Origin of the sequence: Gordonia sp. VNK21 (genome assembly GCF_046098115.1) — a bacterium.
Classification (GTDB): domain Bacteria; phylum Actinomycetota; class Actinomycetes; order Mycobacteriales; family Mycobacteriaceae; genus Gordonia.
Window position 1 is genome coordinate 37,726 of sequence record NZ_JBJURU010000002.1, and the last position, 15,268, is coordinate 52,993.

A 15,268-nucleotide genomic window follows, 5' to 3' on the forward strand; every position below is an offset into this window, starting at 1 on the left:
GTGCCCGCCGGGTGTCCGCCGAACACCCGACACGCCGTAACTGCGGGGTGAGCGACGGAAACACTGAAGGCGCACTCTAGGGTTTCTTGCATGATTGCCGCTCCCCCGGTGACCGGACGACGTTCTCCGCTGATCGACGCTCCCCACCCGCCGACAGCGCTCCGCCTGCCTCACCGCGCCCTGGGCGCGCTCAGCCTCGCCGCCTCGGCCGCGCTGCTGACCGCCTGCGTCAACGACGGCCCGGTGCCCGACGGCAGCGCCGGAACCGCCGCTGCCGCAACATCGTCGGTCGACGAGCCGGCCACCTTCTCCGGCACCCCCACCGTCTGCGTGCTCAACGCCGGCGGCACCACCGGACTCGGCGCCACCGTTAACGCGGCGATGACCCGTGCCGGCTTCACCATCGCCGAGGAACCCACCAACCTGGTCACCTCCGCGGTCGTGGAGAACACCGTCTTCTACCGGGCCGGCCAGCGCGCCGAAGCCCAGCAGGTGGCCGACGCGGTGCCCGGCGGCGCACAGGTGCAGCCGCGCCCGGCCGGCTTCACCCGGTGCGGGGACGCGGTGGCCGTCGTCGTTCTCTCCGCCTGATCCGCCGGGCCCGGCCCGACGGCCGTGCCGCACCGTCCTACCTTTAGGGTGAGGCGGTGACTTCGCTCCGACGTGGCGCCGTAGCCGCCAGCGCCGCCCTGATCGGCCTCTCCGCCCCACTCACCGCAGTCAGCGGACTCGCCGGCGCCGCCGTCACCGCCCCGGTCGGCGGCGGCACCGCGATCGTCGTCGACGGCAAGGCGACCTGCACGATGACCGCCGTGGGCCGTGACCGCAGCGGGCGTCTGGTGGGTCTGACCGCCGGGCACTGCGGGAAGGTCGGCGCCTGGGTCGGCGCCGAACGGCATTCGCGGGCGGGCGTGATCGGGCAGGTGGCGCTCACCTCGACGCGCAGCGACGTGGCCGTGATCGCCCTCTACCCCGAGCGGGTGCGCCCGACGCGCACGGTCGGCCGCGCCACCGTCACCGGTATCGGCACGTTCCCGGGTCCGGGCACCACCGTCTGCAAGCAGGGCCGGACCACCGGATTCACCTGCGGCCCTGTGCTGTACGGCGCCGGGAACCGGTCGAGCAGTTATGTGTGCGGCAACTCCGGCGACTCCGGCGCCCCGATCCTGCAGGGCCGACGCCTGGTGGCGATGCTCAACGGCCGGCAGAAGATCCCCGGTACCGATGTGGCCGTGCACTGTTACAACCCGAACGTCCCGATCTTCACCCCCACCGTCGCCACCTCCATCACCTCGGTACTGGCCGAGTTGAACCGGCGCGGCGGCACCGGAGCCGGGTTCCGACTGATCTGACCGCAAAGATCGTCCGCTGAGAGCGCCTCCGAGGGCAAATAGCCCTCGGAGCGGCGCTGAGCGGACGATCTTTGCAGCGCTACTCCAAGACGCGGGCGAAGAAACCGTCGAACGCCGCCCACTGCGCGGCGTCGAGGTCGGTGTGCTCACCGCCCGCCACCGCCGCCCGATACGGCACCCCGTTCAGGGTCAGGTCGGCGGCCAGTTTGGCGTGCAGCGGCGACGGCACCGTCAGATCGAGGGTGTTGAGCACCAGCAGGATCGGCGCGTCGTAGCCGCTGACCGGCACCGCCATGTAGCGGTGCAGCGCCGCCGGCAGCGGCCCCTGACCGAGCGGCCGGCTCAGCAGCGAGCCGAAGGCCATGCCCTCGTCCCATTCCGGGCGGCACTGGTCGTCAATCGAGTCGACGAACTTCCGGCCCGCCGGGGTCAGATAGCTGTTCACCCGCGCCGACGGGTCGGCGTCCCGCAGGCCGGCGAGGATGGCGCCTAGGAAGCCGTAGCTGCCGCCGAGCGGCGGCACAGGCGGGACGTACGGTCCCAGCAGCGGCATCACCTTCTCCACGTCCGACTCGGGGTCGATGGCCACCACGCCGCGGAAATCGGTCTTGGGACCGTAGGTCTGCTGCCGGTGCGCGGTGACCAGCGCGGCCTGACCGCCCTGCGAATCACCGGTGACCGCCCAGGTCCGCGAGAGAGTCGGCTCGAGGCTGCGGGCGGCCGTGAACAGGTCGATGGTGGCGGCGGATTCGCTGCGGCCGTCGAGATACGGGTGCACGCCGGTGTCGTACGGCCCGAGGCCCACATAGTCCGGTGCGATCACCGCGTACCCGGACCGCACCAGCCGGGTGATGTAGCGGTTCTCCTGCGCATCGGCGAAACTCTGTCCGCCGCAGCCCGTTCCGTAGCCTGAGGTCCCGTGGTCGTAGGCCACCACCGGCCAGCCGCCGGCGGGCGCCGGGCCGTCGGGCAGGAAGAGGGCGCCGCTGGCCTTGACCGGCCGGCCGTCGGAGTTCTGCGTCCAGTAGTAGATCGCACGCCCGTTGTTCAGGCCGCGCCAGCCGTCGGGCCGGACGGTCTGCCCGATCACGCTTCCGAACTTCCCGGTCTCCTCGGCCTGCGCCGGTGCTCCGGCACCGCCGGAGAGCAGCGAGACCGACAGCGCCGCGCTGACGGCAAGGATCAGGGCTCGAGTTCGGCGACCTGCACGCATGTGTTCACTTCCACTTCTCCGGCGGTTTCCCTGTGCTTCTCCGAACACTAACCCTTGAGCGGCGGGGCCGACAGCCGGATCGGGGCAGGCGGGGCGGTCGGGCGCATCGCGCTGTCGGTGGCTGCTGCTCTACTGAACACGTGCCGTTGCGCGCCGGCCGCGGCATCGCTTCGATCGGGGGATTCGAGATGAGCCTGCATCGCCGACTGACCACCGGGGATCTGCGGCGGATGATCGCCGAGCTCCGGGCACAGCTGCCCGACGGCTACGACCCGTGGCTGGACCACTGGGCTGCGCCGTACGACTGCGACTGCTGCGCGGACGTGCTCGACGAGGACCAGCCGGAGACGGGCTGGCCGCGGGCCGGCTGATCGGCCGGTCCCGCAGCGCGCCGGATCAGGCGCCGAGGAGTTTGCCGCCCAGGTACTCGGACACCTTGTCCAGGGCGACGCGCTCCTGCGTCATGGTGTCGCGTTCGCGGATGGTGACGGCCTGGTCGTCGAGGGTGTCGAAGTCGACGGTGACGCAGAACGGGGTGCCGATCTCGTCCTGGCGGCGGTACCGCTTGCCGATGCCCTGCGCGTCGTCGAAATCGATGTTCCAGTGCTTGCGCAGTTCGGCGGCCAGGTCGCGCGCCTTGGGCGAGAGCTGCTCGTTGCGCGAGAGCGGGAGCACCGCGGCCTTGACCGGGGCCAGGCGCCGGTCGAGCTTGAGGACGGTGCGCGAGTCGGTGCCGCCCTTGGCGTTGGGCACCTCCTCCTCGGTGTAGGCGTCGCACAGGAAGGCCATCAGCGAGCGGCCCAGGCCGGCCGCCGGCTCGATCACGTACGGGGTGTACTTCTCGCCGCTGGCCTGGTCGAAGTAGACCAGGTCCTCGCCGGAGTGCTCGCTGTGCGTGGACAGGTCGAAGTCGGTGCGGTTGGCGATGCCCTCGAGCTCACCCCACGGGCTGCCGGCGAAGTCGAACTTGTACTCGATGTCGATGGTGCCCTTGGAGTAGTGCGAGAGCTTCTCGAGCGGGTGCTCGTACAGCCGCAGGTTGTCCTCCTGGATGCCCAGGTCGACGTACCAGTTCTTGCGGGTCTCGATCCAGTACTTGTGCCAGTGGTCGTCCTCGCCCGGCTTGACGAAGAACTCCATCTCCATCTGCTCGAACTCGCGGGTGCGGAAGATGAAGTTGCCCGGCGTGATCTCGTTGCGGAAGCTCTTGCCGATCTGCGCGATGCCGAACGGCGGCTTCTTGCGGGCGGTGGTCATCACGTTCTTGAAGTTGATGAAGATGCCCTGCGCGGTCTCCGGACGCAGATAGTGCAGACCCTCGTCGGACTCGATCGGGCCGAGGTAGGTCTTGAGCATCATGTTGAAGTCGCGGGGCTCGGTCCACTGCCCCTTGGTGCCGCAGTCGGGGCAGGCGATCAGGTCCATCGACACCGTGTCCGGATCGTCGATGCCCTTCTTGGCGGCGTAGGCCTCCTGCAGGTGGTCCTGGCGGTGCCGCTTGTGGCAGTTGAGACATTCGACGAGCGGGTCGTTGAACACCGAGACGTGGCCGGAGGCCACCCACACCGGGCGGGGCAGGATCACCGACGAGTCCAGGCCCACGACGTCGTCGCGGGAGGTGACCATCGCACGCCACCACTGGTCCTTGATGTTGTTCTTGAGCTCCACTCCCAGCGGGCCGTAGTCCCAGGCGGAGCGGGTACCGCCGTAGATCTCACCGCACGGGTACACCAGGCCCCGCCGCTTGGCGAGATTGACGACGGCATCGACTTTGGACTGCACAGCCACGGTTAACGCATCTCCAGGACGTAGGGGTGTTGCGCGAGCGGCCGCGGAAGCGCCGCACGTTTCCTATACAGGGTAGTCACTCCCGGCGGGCCGGCCGGACACGGCCCACACGGCGGGCCGCCCAGTTGGCAACCGTTTTCAGCTAGACTTGATTCCTGCCCGCATCACCGAAGGATCCCACCGTGAGTCACCCCAGCCCGCTCGCCACTGCGCCGCTCGCCACCCCGCCGCTCGCACCGGCCCTGGCCGACGACGGTCGGCTGCCCGCCGCGGCGCTGACCGCCCAGGACCACCAGGCGACCAGCGATCTGCTGCGGGCACTCGCGGCTCCGGCCCGCGTGGCGATCGTGCTGGCCTTGCGCGAACGTGCCATGTGCGTGCACGAGCTGGTCGACGCCCTGCATCTGAACCAGCCCCAGGTGAGCCAGCATCTGAAGGTGCTCAAGACCTCGGGCGTGGTGGAGGGCCATCGGCGCGGGCGCGAGGTGGAATACGTGCTGACCGACGAGCACATCGCGCACATCGTCTGCGATGCCCTCAGTCACGCCACCGAGGGCCGCGAGGTGGAGCCGTGACCACCCCGCCGCTCACCGGCCAGCGCACCACCCGCCAGCGCGAGGCCATCGCCTCGGTGCTGGCCACCACCGACGACTTCCTCTCCGCGCAGCAACTCCACGACGAACTCACCGCACGCGGCGAGAAGATCGGGCTGACCACCGTCTACCGCAACCTGCAGGCACTCACCCGCACCGGCCAGGTGGACGCGATCTGGGACGGCACCGGCGAGACCCGGTACCGGCACTGCTCCGACGGGCACCACCACCATCTGGTGTGCCGAGAATGCGGGTCGACGGTCGAGGTGCAGGCCGAGCCGGTGGAGACCTGGGCCGAGCAGGTGGCCCGCCACCACGGGTTCAGCGCCATCAGTCACACCGTCGAGATCTTCGGCACCTGTCGCGACTGCACCGCCGCCGCCGAGGACTGACTTCTCGCCTGCCGGGGCCTCGATACACCGCCCTCGTCCCTCGGGCGGCACTCGGCCACCAAAACCAGTGCCCCCAGGAGAGCAGTACCCTCGGGAACGCGCTCGACCACGCGCCGGAGGAGCGGGCCGCGGCTGGGCTACGAACCGTCGTGCTGGGCGACGCAGAACTGGTTGCCGTCGGGGTCGGCGAGGACCGTCCAGGCGAACCCCGGCATCTGTTCCTCGGCCACGACGGTGGCGCCGGCTGCCGTCAACCGGGCGACCTCGGCAGCGCGGTCGTCGGTGGCGATCCAGGTGCAGGCGGTTCTTACCGGGCGTCGGATCGTCGACCTTCTGGAACGCCAGGAACGGACGACCCTCACCGATCGAGATCCGGACGAACCAGCCGTCGTTGGTCTCCAGGACCTCCCCGCCGAGCTGCTGTGCCCACCAGCCGCCGAGGCTCTCGGCGTCCTGCGTGTCCACGGTGATCATCCCGAGCGAAAGCGTCATGGTCTCACCGTAGTTCCGGCGGGCCCGTCGACGGTCGGTTGTGGGGGAATCGGCCGGGCGGGTGGGGCCTCGATACACCGCCCTCGTACCTCGGGCGGCACTCGACCACCAACGAAAGGGCCCCGGGCACTGACGAAAGGGCACTCGACCACCAACGAAAGGTCCCGGGCACTGACAGAGCGGTGCCCGGCAGCGGTGACACGGTCTAGGTGGCGCCGCCGAAGCGGCGGTCGCGGCGGGCGTACTCCAGGCACGCATTCCACAGGTCGCGGCGGTCGAAGTCGGGGAAGAGCTTCTCCTGGTAGACCATCTCGGCGTAGGCGCTCTGCCAGAGCAGGAAGTTGGACAGGCGCTGCTCCCCCGACGGGCGCAGGAACAGGTCGACGTCGGGCATGTCGGGCTCGTCGAGGTACTTGCCGAAACTCGACTCGGTGATGCGCTCCGGGTCGATCTCGCCGCGCGCGGCCCGGCGCGCGATCTCCCGTGCGGCGTCGGCGATCTCGGCGCGGCCGCCGTAGTTGACGCACATCACCAGGGTCAGGACGTCGTTGTTCTTGGTCAGTTCCTCGGCGGTCTCGAGCTCGGTGATGACGCTGCGCCACAGCCGCGGCCGGCGGCCCGCCCAGCGCACCCGCACCCCCATCTCGTTCATCTCGTCACGCCGTCGGCGGATCACGTCCCGGTTGAAGCCCATCAGGAACTTCACCTCTTCGGGGCTGCGCGACCAGTTCTCGGTGGAGAACGCGTACGCCGACAACCACTTGACGCCGATCTCGATGGACCCGCAGACCGCGTCCATCAGCACGGCCTCCCCGCGCTTGTGGCCCTCGGTGCGCGGCAGACCGCGCTCCTGCGCCCACCGGCCGTTGCCGTCCATCACCAGCGCCACGTGATCGGGCACGAACTCCGGTGGAATCTCCGGCGGAACGGCCCCGGACGGGTGCGGGTCGGGCGGCCGGATCGGCCGGTCGACGGCCTGGACGGGCCGGCGGCGGCTCATGCGGGCCATGCGTCACTCCTCGGGTCGGGGTGGTCGGTCATGCGGTGGGCGCCTGCACCGCGGGCCGTCGCCCGGCGGCGATCTCGTCGGCGATCCGGTGCGGCGCCTGCCGTTCGATCAGCGGCAACGTCCGCAGCTGTCGTTCCAGATGCCACTGCAGGTGCGCGGCGGTCAGTCCGGTGGCCTGCCGGCGCTGCGAATCGGTGGCCGCGGCCACGTGCTCCCACTGCCCGCGCACCAGAGCGTCCATCAAGTCCAGCACACCCACCGACGGGGTCGCCGCACCGGCCGGACGGCAGTACACGCACACCGCACCGCCGGCGGCGACGTGGAAGGCCTTGTGCGGTCCGGGGCCGGCGCAGCGGGCGCACACGTCCAGTGCCGGCGCCCAGCCGGCCGCGCCCATGGCACGCAGCAGGAAGGCGTCGAGGATCAGCTGGCGGTCCCGGCGGTCCTGCGCGATCGCCGACAACGCTCCCACGGTGAGCCGGTAGAGCTGGCGGGCCGGGGCGCGTTCCTCACCGGCGAGGCGTTCGGCGGTCTCGAGGACCGCACAGGCGGTGGTGTAGCGGCCGTAGTCGCCGGCCATCGCCTCGCTGAAGGCGTCGAGGGTGTGCACCTGGGTGACGATGTCCAGATTGCGGCCCGGATAGAAGTTCACGTGCACATGCGCGAACGGTTCGAGGCGGGCGCCGAACTTGGAGCGGGTGCGCCGGATGCCCTTGGCGACGGCGCGCACCAGACCGTGCTCGGCGGTGAGGAGGGTGATGATGCGGTCGGCTTCGCCCAGCTTGTGCTGGCGAAGGACCACACCCTCGTCCTGGTAATTCCTCACTGGGGCATTATCTCACTCCGGGGTGACAGGGTGGGTGTCCCACACGGGGCGGGAGGCCGATAGGCCGGCCGACGAAGGGAGGTCCGGCGGGGTCAGAAGCCGAGGCGGCCGAGCTGTTTGGGGTCGCGCTGCCAGTCCTTGGCCACCTTGACGTGCAGGTCGAGGTAGACGCGGCAGCCCAGGAGGCGTTCGATCTGGCCGCGGGCCACGGTGCCGACCTCCTTGAGGCGGGCACCCTTGCGGCCGATGACGATGCCCTTCTGGGAGTCGCGCTCGACGTACAGCAGGGCGTGCACGTCCACCATCGGCGGATCGGAGTCCTCCCGCGGGATCACCTCCTCGATGGTCACCGCCAGCGAATGCGGCAGCTCGTCGCGCACCCCCTCGAGCGCGGCCTCGCGGATGAACTCGGCCATCAGCACCTGCTCGGGTTCGTCGGTGAGCTCGCCGTCGGGATAGAACGCCGGCCCCTCCTCGCACAGCGAGACCAGCACGTCGACGAGCACGTCGAGCTGCTGACCGGACTGCGCCGAGCAGGGCACCACTTCGGCACGGTCACCGAGCAACTGCGAGAGGGTGATCAACTGCTCGCCGACCTTGTCCGGGTTCACCTTGTCGATCTTGGTGACGATCCCGACCAGCCGGGTGCTCGCCGGCAGCTCACTGATCTGCTCGATGATCCACCGGTCGCCGGGGCCGATGGCCTCGTCGGCCGGAACGCAGATGCAGACGATGTCGACCTCGGAGTAGGTGTCGCGGACCAGATCGTTGAGCCGCTTGCCGAGCAGGGTGCGCGGCCGGTGCAGGCCGGGGGTGTCCACCAGCACCAGCTGCGCGTCGGGCCGGTTCACGATGCCGCGGATGGCGTGCCGGGTGGTCTGCGGCCGGTTGGAGGTGATCGCGATCTTGTCACCCACCAGGGCGTTGGTGAGCGTCGACTTACCGGTGTTGGGCCGGCCGACGAAACAGATGAAGCCGGAGCGGAATCCGGTCTCGGGGGTGTTCACGCATTCTCTCCGATCGGATGATCCCGGCCCGGCTTCGACGCCTTCTCGGCGCCGCTGCTCGTCTCGTTCTTGCGGTTCGTGTCGTGCTCGCGGTTCTTGTCGTGCTCGCGGCCCGCGTCGTGTTCGTGGTCGCGGCGCACCAGCACCGAGGTGATGCGCTGCCGGCCCGACCGGTCGGCGCCGCCCTCGGCGGTGAGCAGCAGACCGTGGGTGCGCACCCGCGTCCCGGGCAGCGGCACCCGGCCCAGCCGCAGTGCCAGCAGTCCGCCGACCGTCTCCACCTCGTCGTCGTCGATCTCGACGTCGCCGTACAGCTCGCCGAGGTCTTCGACCGGCAGTCGCGAGGACACCCGGTAGTGCCCCTCCGACAGCTCTTCGACGGGCGCCACCTCGTCGGTGTCGTATTCGTCGGTGATCTCGCCGACGATCTCCTCGAGCACGTCCTCGATGGTCACCAGGCCCGCGATGCCGCCGTATTCGTCCACCAGCAGCGCCATGTGGTTGCGCCGCGCCTGCATGTCCGAGAGCACGTCGTCGAGCGGCTTCGAGTCCGGCACGAACACCGCCTCGCGCATCACCTCGGCCACCGGCAGATCCGACAGCTCGCGCCGGGACTCGTCTCCGCTCGAATGCGACGCGGCCAGTGCCGGCAGCATGCGTTCGACGAGGTCCTTGACGTACACCACGCCGATCACATCGTCGGGGTTCTCGCCGATCACCGGGATCCGCGAATGCCCGGACTTGACCGACAGGCTCAGCGCCTGGGTGGCGGACTTGTCGGCCTCGATCCACACCATCTCCGGACGCGGCACCATCACCTCGCGGGCGTTGGTCTGGTCCAGGTCGAACACCGACTGGATCATCCGGCTCTCGTCGTCGTCGACCACACCCTGCGCCCGTGCCAGGTCCACCACCTCACGGACCTCCACCTCGGTGGCGAACGGCCCGTTGCGGTAGCCGCGGCCGGGGGTGAGCGCATTGCCCAGCACGATCAGCGCACGCGTGACCGGCCGCAGCAGGACGCCGAACGCGGTCAGCACCGGCGCCGCGACCAGCGCGATCGAATAGGCGTGCTGCTGGCCCAGGGTGCGCGGGCCGACGGCGATCGCGATGAACGAGATGACCGCCATGGCCGCGATCGTCACCGTCAGACCCCACCCGCTGCCGAGCTCGTCGACGGCCACCACCGCCACGAAAGCGATTGCCGCGGTTTCGAAGACGGCCCGCAGCAGCACCGTCAGCCCCACATAGGAGGCGCGGCGCTCGATGGCCGCGGCCAGACGTTTGGCGCCGAGCCGCTCATCCTTGACCAGGTCGTCCACCCGGGCCGGGGAGACCGTGGTCAGGGCGGTGTCGGCGGCGGTGAACATTCCGGCGATCACCGTGAACACCACCGCGACACCCAGAAAGACGATGTCGCGCACCATCGATCAGCTCTCCCGTGAGGTCGACGACGGGCCGGAGTCGAAGCCCAGGTTCCGCAGCAGCCGCGCGTCCTTCGCGTCCTGCCGCTGGGCCCGGGAGCGCTGGTCGCGGGCGTCGTACCAGTCGGCGATGATCTGGTTCTGCAGGCCGAACATCTCCCGCTCCTCCTCGGGTTCGGCGTGGTCGAAGCCCAGCAGATGCAGCACGCCGTGCGTGGTGAGCACCGCCAGCTCGTGCTGATAGCTGTGCCGCTGCTGCGCGGCCTGATCGGCGGCGAACTGCGGGCAGATCACGATGTCGCCGAGCATCGACGGACCCGGCTCGTCGGCGTCCGGCCGCCCGCCCGGGGTGAGCTCGTCCATCGGGAAGCTCATCACATCGGTGGGTCCCGGCAGGTCCATCCACTGCATGTGCAGTTCGGCCATGGTGTCCAGGTCGACGAGCTGGATGGACAGTTCGGCGGCCGGATGCACGTCCATCCGGCCCATCGCGAACCGTGCGATCTCGATGATCAGATCCTCGGGAGCCTCGGCCCCCGACTCGTTGAACAGCTCGATGCTCATCGGCGGCGCCCGCTCCCGTGTGCTTGTGTCCGTCCCGGCAGCTGCGATCGGCGCTGCGCCCGGTTTCCGCCGGCCGTGCCGGTGGCCTCGGCCCGCCCGTAGGCGTCGACGATATCGGCGACCAGCTTGTGCCGCACCACGTCCGCACTGGTCAGCTCGGCGAAGTGGATGTCGTCGATGCCCTGCAGAATCCTTGCCGCCGAACGCAATCCGCTCTGCGCTCCGCCGGGCAGGTCCACCTGGGTGGTGTCCCCGGTGACCACCATCTTGGCGCCGAAGCCGAGCCGGGTGAGGAACATCTTCATCTGCTCGCCGGTGGTGTTCTGCGCCTCGTCGAGCACCACGAATGCATCGTTGAGCGTGCGCCCACGCATGTACGCCAGCGGCGCCACCTCGATGACCCCGGACTCCATCAGCTTGGGGATGGTCTCGGGATCCATCATGTCGTGCAGGGCGTCGTACAGCGGCCGCAGATAGGGGTCGATCTTGTCGCTGAGCGAGCCGGGCAGAAAGCCGAGCCGCTCCCCCGCCTCCACGGCGGGCCGGGTCAAGATGATGCGGCTGATCTCCTTGCGGTGCAGCGCCTGCACCGCCTTGGCCATCGCCAGATAGGTCTTGCCGGTGCCGGCCGGGCCGAGTCCGAAGACGATGGTGTTCTGGTCGATCGCGTCGACGTAGTGCTTCTGCCCCAGCGTCTTGGGCCGGATCACCTTGCCGCGCCGGGACAGGATGTCCAGGCTCAGCACGGCGGCCGGACTCTCCCGCTGCTCGTCGTCGGCCAGGATGGACATCGATTCGCGCACCAGGTCGGGGCTGAGCGGGGTGCCGGTGCGCACCAGCGCCACCAGTTCGGCGATGACCCGCTCGGAGGCGGCGACGTCGGCGGGCCGGCCGGTGAGGGTGAGCCGGTTGCCGCGCACGTGGATGTCGGCGGGGAGTTGAGACTCCAGGGTTCGCAGATTGACGTCGGCCGCTCCCAGCAGCCCGACCACCAGCTCCTGGGGGATCTCCATACTGGAGGTCACCGCGCGGCCGGCGGGGTCGTTGTCACTCACTACGTTGTTCAACTCCTGGATCTCGAGTGCGGGTGAAACCCCAGTGTATCGCGCTACAGACCGAGAAGGCGCAGGGTCTGACGGTGGCCGGGCGAGGCCGGGTCGACGAAGTCGGGGTGGCCGCCGGGCACCTCGTAGAGCGCCGTCGCCTGCCCGCGCGCCGACTGCTGCGCCACGTAGTGCCGGCTCAGCTCGATCGGCACGGCCTGATCGTCGACGGTGTGCACCACCGCCACCGTGGCCGCGGTGACCGGGGCGTGCGCCGGGGACGCCTGCGCATAGCGTTCGGGGATCTGCTCGTACGGAGCGCCCATCAGGGCCACCACCGAGTCTTTCGTCCGCACCTCCGGCACGGTGAAGTCGAGCACGGCGGACTGCGGGATCACCAGGGAGACGGTGTGCTCACGGGTCTGCGCGCCGAGTTCGGCCACCGCCCACGCCGCCAGCTGACCACCGGCTGAATGGCCCACCACCGCCACCGCGCGGCGGTCGACGGCGATCCCGGCCACGGCCAGCTGCTGGGCCACCGGACCGTCGAGCGCCGCCAGTGCGGCCAGCACGTCGCGGCCGGTGCCCGGCCAGCCGCCGCCGTCCTCCTCGACGCGCCGGTACTCGATGTTCCAGACCACGGCGCCGCGGGCGGCCAGGTCGCGGGCGACGGCGCTGTAGACGACCAGCGCGAACTCGGTGGACCAGGAGCCGCCGTGGATCAGCACCACCAGCGGTGCGCGGCCGGCACCGGGAGCGACGGCCGGCAGGTACAGGTGCCCGTACTGGCTCGGCGCGGAACCGTAGGCGAGCTTGCGCCGGGTCGGGCGGCTCACCGGCGTCCCCAGCGGCGGGTCAGCGCCCCCAGCGCACCCAGGGCCACCGCCCCGGCCGCCGCGGTGCGCAGGACCTCCGGCCCCAGCACCACCGACTGTCCGCCGAGCGCGGTCAGGTCGCCGACCTCCTCCTCGGTGAGCCCGCCCTCCGGACCGATCACCAGCATCACCTCGGTGGCCTCGGCCAGCGCCAGTGAGCCGAACGCGGTGCCGGCCTCCTCGTGCAGCAGCGCGACGATCCCGCCGCCGGCGGTCACCGCGGCGCAGCGTTCGCGCACGTCGATGGTGGTGGCCAGGTCGGTGACCTCGGGGATCCACGGGCGCCGCGCCTGCTTGGCGGCGGTCGCCGCCGTCGCCCGCCACTTGTCCACGCCTTTGACCGCCCTGCTGCCCGACCAGCGCGCGATGGATCGGGCGGCCTGCCACGGCACGATCACATCCACCCCGGCCTCGGTCATCAGATCGACCGCCAGATCGGCGCGCTCGGCCTTGGGCAGCGCCTGCACCACCGTGGCCAGCGGGGCCGGCCGCGGAGTGAACTCGGTGCGCCCGGCCCGCACAGAGAGCCGGTCCTTGCCGGTCACCTCGGTGACCGTGCACTCGGCGCGGTTGCCGCGGCCGTCGCCGAGAATCACCGGTTCACCGGCTTTGATGCGGGTGACGGTGACCGCATGCCGTCCTTCCGGGCCGGTCAGCTGCGCCTGTTCACCGGCACGCGGAACCTGGTCGACCCAGAAGAGCGGCGGCGTCATCGACCGGCGAAGGCGTTGCGGAGTTTGGAGAACAGCCCGCCCGAACCGGACTTGGAGGAGGCGGTGACCAGTTCGACCTGATCGTCGCCGGCGGCGCGCAGCTGATCGAGCAGGTCGCGCTGGGCGCCGGTGACCCGCTCGGGCACCACCACGTCCAGGTGCGCCAGCAGGTCGCCGCGCATCCCGGTGTTCAGGTGCGGCATGCCGTGGCCCTTGACCTTGACGACGGTGCCCGGCTGCGTACCCGGCTCGATCACCACGGTGGCGACGGTGTCGAGCACCGACGGGACCTCCAGCTCGGTGCCGAGCGCCGCGTCGACCATCGGCACCCGCAGCGTGCAGTGCAGGTCGTCGCGGTCGCGGACGAAGACCTCGTCCTCGGCGACGCTGATCTCCACGTACAGGTCGCCGGCCGGTCCGCCGCCCGGACCCACCTCGCCCTGCCCGGACAGCCGCACCCGCATGCCGTCCTCGACGCCGGCCGGGATCTTGACGGTCATGGTGCGCCGCGAGCGGACCCGGCCGTCGCCGCCGCATTTGATGCACGGATCGGGGATCACTTCGCCGGCGCCGCGGCATTCGGGGCATTCGCGCACCGACATGACCTGGCCGAGGAAGGACCGCTGCACGGTCTGGATCTCGCCCTGCCCCTGACAGGTGGGACAGGTGACCGGCTTGGAGTTGTCGCGGGTGCCCGAACCCTGGCAGCTGTCGCACAGGATGGCGGTGTCGACGGTGATCTCCTTGTTGGCCCCGGCCGCCGCCTCCTCGAGGGTCAGGCTCAGGCCCACCAGCGCGGGCTCACCGGGACGCACCCGGCCGCGCGGGCCGCGGCCGCCGCCGAAACCGCCACCGCCGCCCCCGCCGAAGAACTGGTTGAAGATGTCGCCCAGGCCGCCGCCGAAGTCGCCGAAGCCCCCGGCCCCGCCGGCGCCGGCCAGCGGATCCCCGCCGGCGTCGACGATGCGGCGCTTGTCCGGGTCGGAGAGCACCTCGTAGGCCGTGGTGACCTCTTTGAAGCGCTCCTCCTCGCCCGGATTCACATCCGGATGCAGTTCACGCGCCAGCTTGCGGTAGGCACGCTTGATCTCCTGGTCGGTCGCACCCCGGGAGATCCCCAGGATGCCGTAATAGTCACGAGCCACAGTGCAATGCGTCCTTCTCGAAATGTTCTATCGGTCGGCGAGCACTTCGCCGACATACCGCGCCACGGCCGCCACCGACGCGATGGTCCCCGGATAGTCCATCCGGGTGGGGCCCACCACACCCAGTCCGCCGAACACGGTGCCCGAAGCACCGTACCCGGTGGAGACGACGGCGGTACTGCGCAGGTTCTCGGCGAGCGTCTCCTCGCCGATCTGCACGGTGACCGAATCGCTCTGCCGCGCATGTGCGAGCAGTTTGAGGATCACCACCTGTTCTTCCAGCGCCTCGAGGACGTTGTCCATTCCCCCGCCCGCGGGAAAATCGCTCAGCGACCGGGCCAGGTTGGAGGTGCCGCCGAGCACCAGCCGGTCCTCGTCGCGTTCGACGAGGGTCTGCACCAGCACACTCGCGATCTCCAGGATCGGCTCCTGCAGTTCGGCCGGCGCGTTGTTGGCGAGTTCGGCCACCGCATACGAGGCCTCCTCGAGCCGCTGGCCGTCGAGCGCGGCGCCGAACAGGCTGCGCACCCGGGCCAGCGTGTCGTCGTCGAGCGCCGAGCGCAGCGAGACCATCCGCTGCTCCACCCGGCCGGTGTCGGTGATCACCACCAGCAACAACCGTTCCGGGCTGAGCGAGACCACCTCGAGGTGGCGCACCCGGGCTGTGGAGAGCACCGGGTACTGGATCACCGCTACCTGCCGGGTGAGCTGCGCGAGCAGCTTGACCGACCGGCGCAGCACGTCGTCGAGATCGACGGCGTTGTCGAGGAAACTCAGGATGGCTTTGCGTTCGGCCGACGACAGCGGCTTGACCTCGCTGATGCGGTCGACG

The 15,268-nt window shown here is 70.3% G+C and carries 17 protein-coding genes and 1 pseudogene; 5 read left to right on the top strand and 13 right to left on the bottom strand.

Features of this window, described 5'->3' with window-relative positions; all coding sequences use genetic code 11:
* The first annotated feature begins 90 nt into the window (after window positions 1-90).
* Window positions 91-591 carry a LytR C-terminal domain-containing protein gene (locus ACJMNC_RS03155; RefSeq protein WP_408946498.1) on the top strand — a complete coding sequence of 167 codons (501 nt, stop codon included), beginning with the start codon at window positions 91-93 and terminating at the stop codon, window positions 589-591.
* Window positions 592-647: 56 nt separating this feature from the next.
* Window positions 648-1,352, top strand: coding sequence for a peptidase S1 (locus tag ACJMNC_RS03160; RefSeq protein ID WP_408946499.1), 705 nt, complete (start codon window positions 648-650; stop codon window positions 1,350-1,352).
* Between the two features lie 79 nt (window positions 1,353-1,431).
* Here the strand turns inward: ACJMNC_RS03160 and ACJMNC_RS03165 are convergent, their stop codons facing one another.
* Complete coding sequence (locus ACJMNC_RS03165) at window positions 1,432-2,565, bottom strand: alpha/beta hydrolase family protein (protein WP_408946500.1); 1,134 nt, start codon at window positions 2,563-2,565, stop codon at window positions 1,432-1,434.
* A 140-nt stretch (window positions 2,566-2,705) separates the two neighbouring features.
* Between ACJMNC_RS03165 and ACJMNC_RS03170 the strand changes: the two genes are divergently transcribed.
* A complete protein-coding gene (locus ACJMNC_RS03170) occupies window positions 2,706-2,936 on the top strand; it encodes a hypothetical protein (protein ID WP_408946501.1) in 231 nt (76 codons plus the stop codon).
* A gap of 25 nt (window positions 2,937-2,961) precedes the next feature.
* Here ACJMNC_RS03170 and ACJMNC_RS03175 read toward each other — a convergent pair whose 3' ends face one another.
* Window positions 2,962-4,353 (bottom strand): glycine--tRNA ligase, encoded by a 1,392-nt coding sequence (locus tag ACJMNC_RS03175; protein ID WP_408946502.1) that lies wholly within the window; start codon window positions 4,351-4,353, stop codon window positions 2,962-2,964.
* Window positions 4,354-4,595: 242 nt separating this feature from the next.
* Here ACJMNC_RS03175 and ACJMNC_RS03180 point away from each other — a divergent pair, with 242 nt between their 5' ends.
* Window positions 4,596-4,928: an ArsR/SmtB family transcription factor gene (locus tag ACJMNC_RS03180; RefSeq protein ID WP_408946759.1), complete on the top strand. Its 333-nt coding sequence runs from the start codon at window positions 4,596-4,598 to the stop codon at window positions 4,926-4,928.
* Window positions 4,925-5,338 (top strand): Fur family transcriptional regulator, encoded by a 414-nt coding sequence (locus tag ACJMNC_RS03185; protein WP_408946503.1) that lies wholly within the window; start codon window positions 4,925-4,927, stop codon window positions 5,336-5,338. Before ACJMNC_RS03180 ends, ACJMNC_RS03185 begins: the two co-directional genes overlap by 4 nt.
* A gap of 137 nt (window positions 5,339-5,475) precedes the next feature.
* On the opposite strand, the pseudogene ACJMNC_RS03190 reads toward ACJMNC_RS03185, so the two are convergent.
* The 11 genes and pseudogenes from ACJMNC_RS03190 to ACJMNC_RS03240 form a co-directional block, all read right to left on the bottom strand.
* Window positions 5,476-5,830 (bottom strand): annotated as a pseudogene (locus ACJMNC_RS03190) (VOC family protein).
* A gap of 205 nt (window positions 5,831-6,035) precedes the next feature.
* Window positions 6,036-6,839 (bottom strand): isoprenyl transferase, encoded by an 804-nt coding sequence (locus tag ACJMNC_RS03195; protein WP_408946504.1) that lies wholly within the window; start codon window positions 6,837-6,839, stop codon window positions 6,036-6,038.
* A gap of 28 nt (window positions 6,840-6,867) precedes the next feature.
* Window positions 6,868-7,665: a DNA repair protein RecO gene (gene recO, locus ACJMNC_RS03200; RefSeq protein WP_408946505.1), complete on the bottom strand. Its 798-nt coding sequence runs from the start codon at window positions 7,663-7,665 to the stop codon at window positions 6,868-6,870.
* Window positions 7,666-7,757: 92 nt separating this feature from the next.
* Window positions 7,758-8,672 carry a GTPase Era gene (gene era, locus ACJMNC_RS03205; RefSeq protein ID WP_408946506.1) on the bottom strand — a complete coding sequence of 305 codons (915 nt, stop codon included), beginning with the start codon at window positions 8,670-8,672 and terminating at the stop codon, window positions 7,758-7,760.
* On the bottom strand, window positions 8,669-10,099 hold the full coding sequence (locus tag ACJMNC_RS03210; protein ID WP_408946507.1) for a hemolysin family protein: 1,431 nt from the start codon (window positions 10,097-10,099) through the stop codon (window positions 8,669-8,671). The genes era and ACJMNC_RS03210 overlap by 4 nt, the downstream gene beginning before the upstream one ends.
* A 3-nt stretch (window positions 10,100-10,102) precedes the next feature.
* Window positions 10,103-10,660 (bottom strand): rRNA maturation RNase YbeY, encoded by a 558-nt coding sequence (gene ybeY, locus ACJMNC_RS03215; RefSeq protein WP_408946508.1) that lies wholly within the window; start codon window positions 10,658-10,660, stop codon window positions 10,103-10,105.
* Window positions 10,657-11,673: a PhoH family protein gene (locus ACJMNC_RS03220; RefSeq protein WP_408946760.1), complete on the bottom strand. Its 1,017-nt coding sequence runs from the start codon at window positions 11,671-11,673 to the stop codon at window positions 10,657-10,659. Before ACJMNC_RS03220 ends, ybeY begins: the two co-directional genes overlap by 4 nt.
* A 95-nt stretch (window positions 11,674-11,768) precedes the next feature.
* The gene (locus ACJMNC_RS03225) at window positions 11,769-12,539 is read right to left on the bottom strand and encodes an alpha/beta hydrolase family protein (protein WP_408946509.1); all 771 of its coding nucleotides are present in this window, start codon (window positions 12,537-12,539) and stop codon (window positions 11,769-11,771) included.
* Entirely contained in the window at window positions 12,536-13,291 is a 756-nt protein-coding gene (locus ACJMNC_RS03230) for a 16S rRNA (uracil(1498)-N(3))-methyltransferase (protein ID WP_408946510.1), read from the bottom strand. The genes ACJMNC_RS03225 and ACJMNC_RS03230 overlap by 4 nt, the downstream gene beginning before the upstream one ends.
* Window positions 13,288-14,436, bottom strand: coding sequence for a molecular chaperone DnaJ (gene dnaJ, locus ACJMNC_RS03235; RefSeq protein WP_408946511.1), 1,149 nt, complete (start codon window positions 14,434-14,436; stop codon window positions 13,288-13,290). Before dnaJ ends, ACJMNC_RS03230 begins: the two co-directional genes overlap by 4 nt.
* A gap of 27 nt (window positions 14,437-14,463) precedes the next feature.
* Window positions 14,464-15,268, bottom strand: an 805-nt coding sequence (locus ACJMNC_RS03240) for an HrcA family transcriptional regulator (protein WP_408946512.1), incomplete at its 5' end; no start/stop codon positions are given.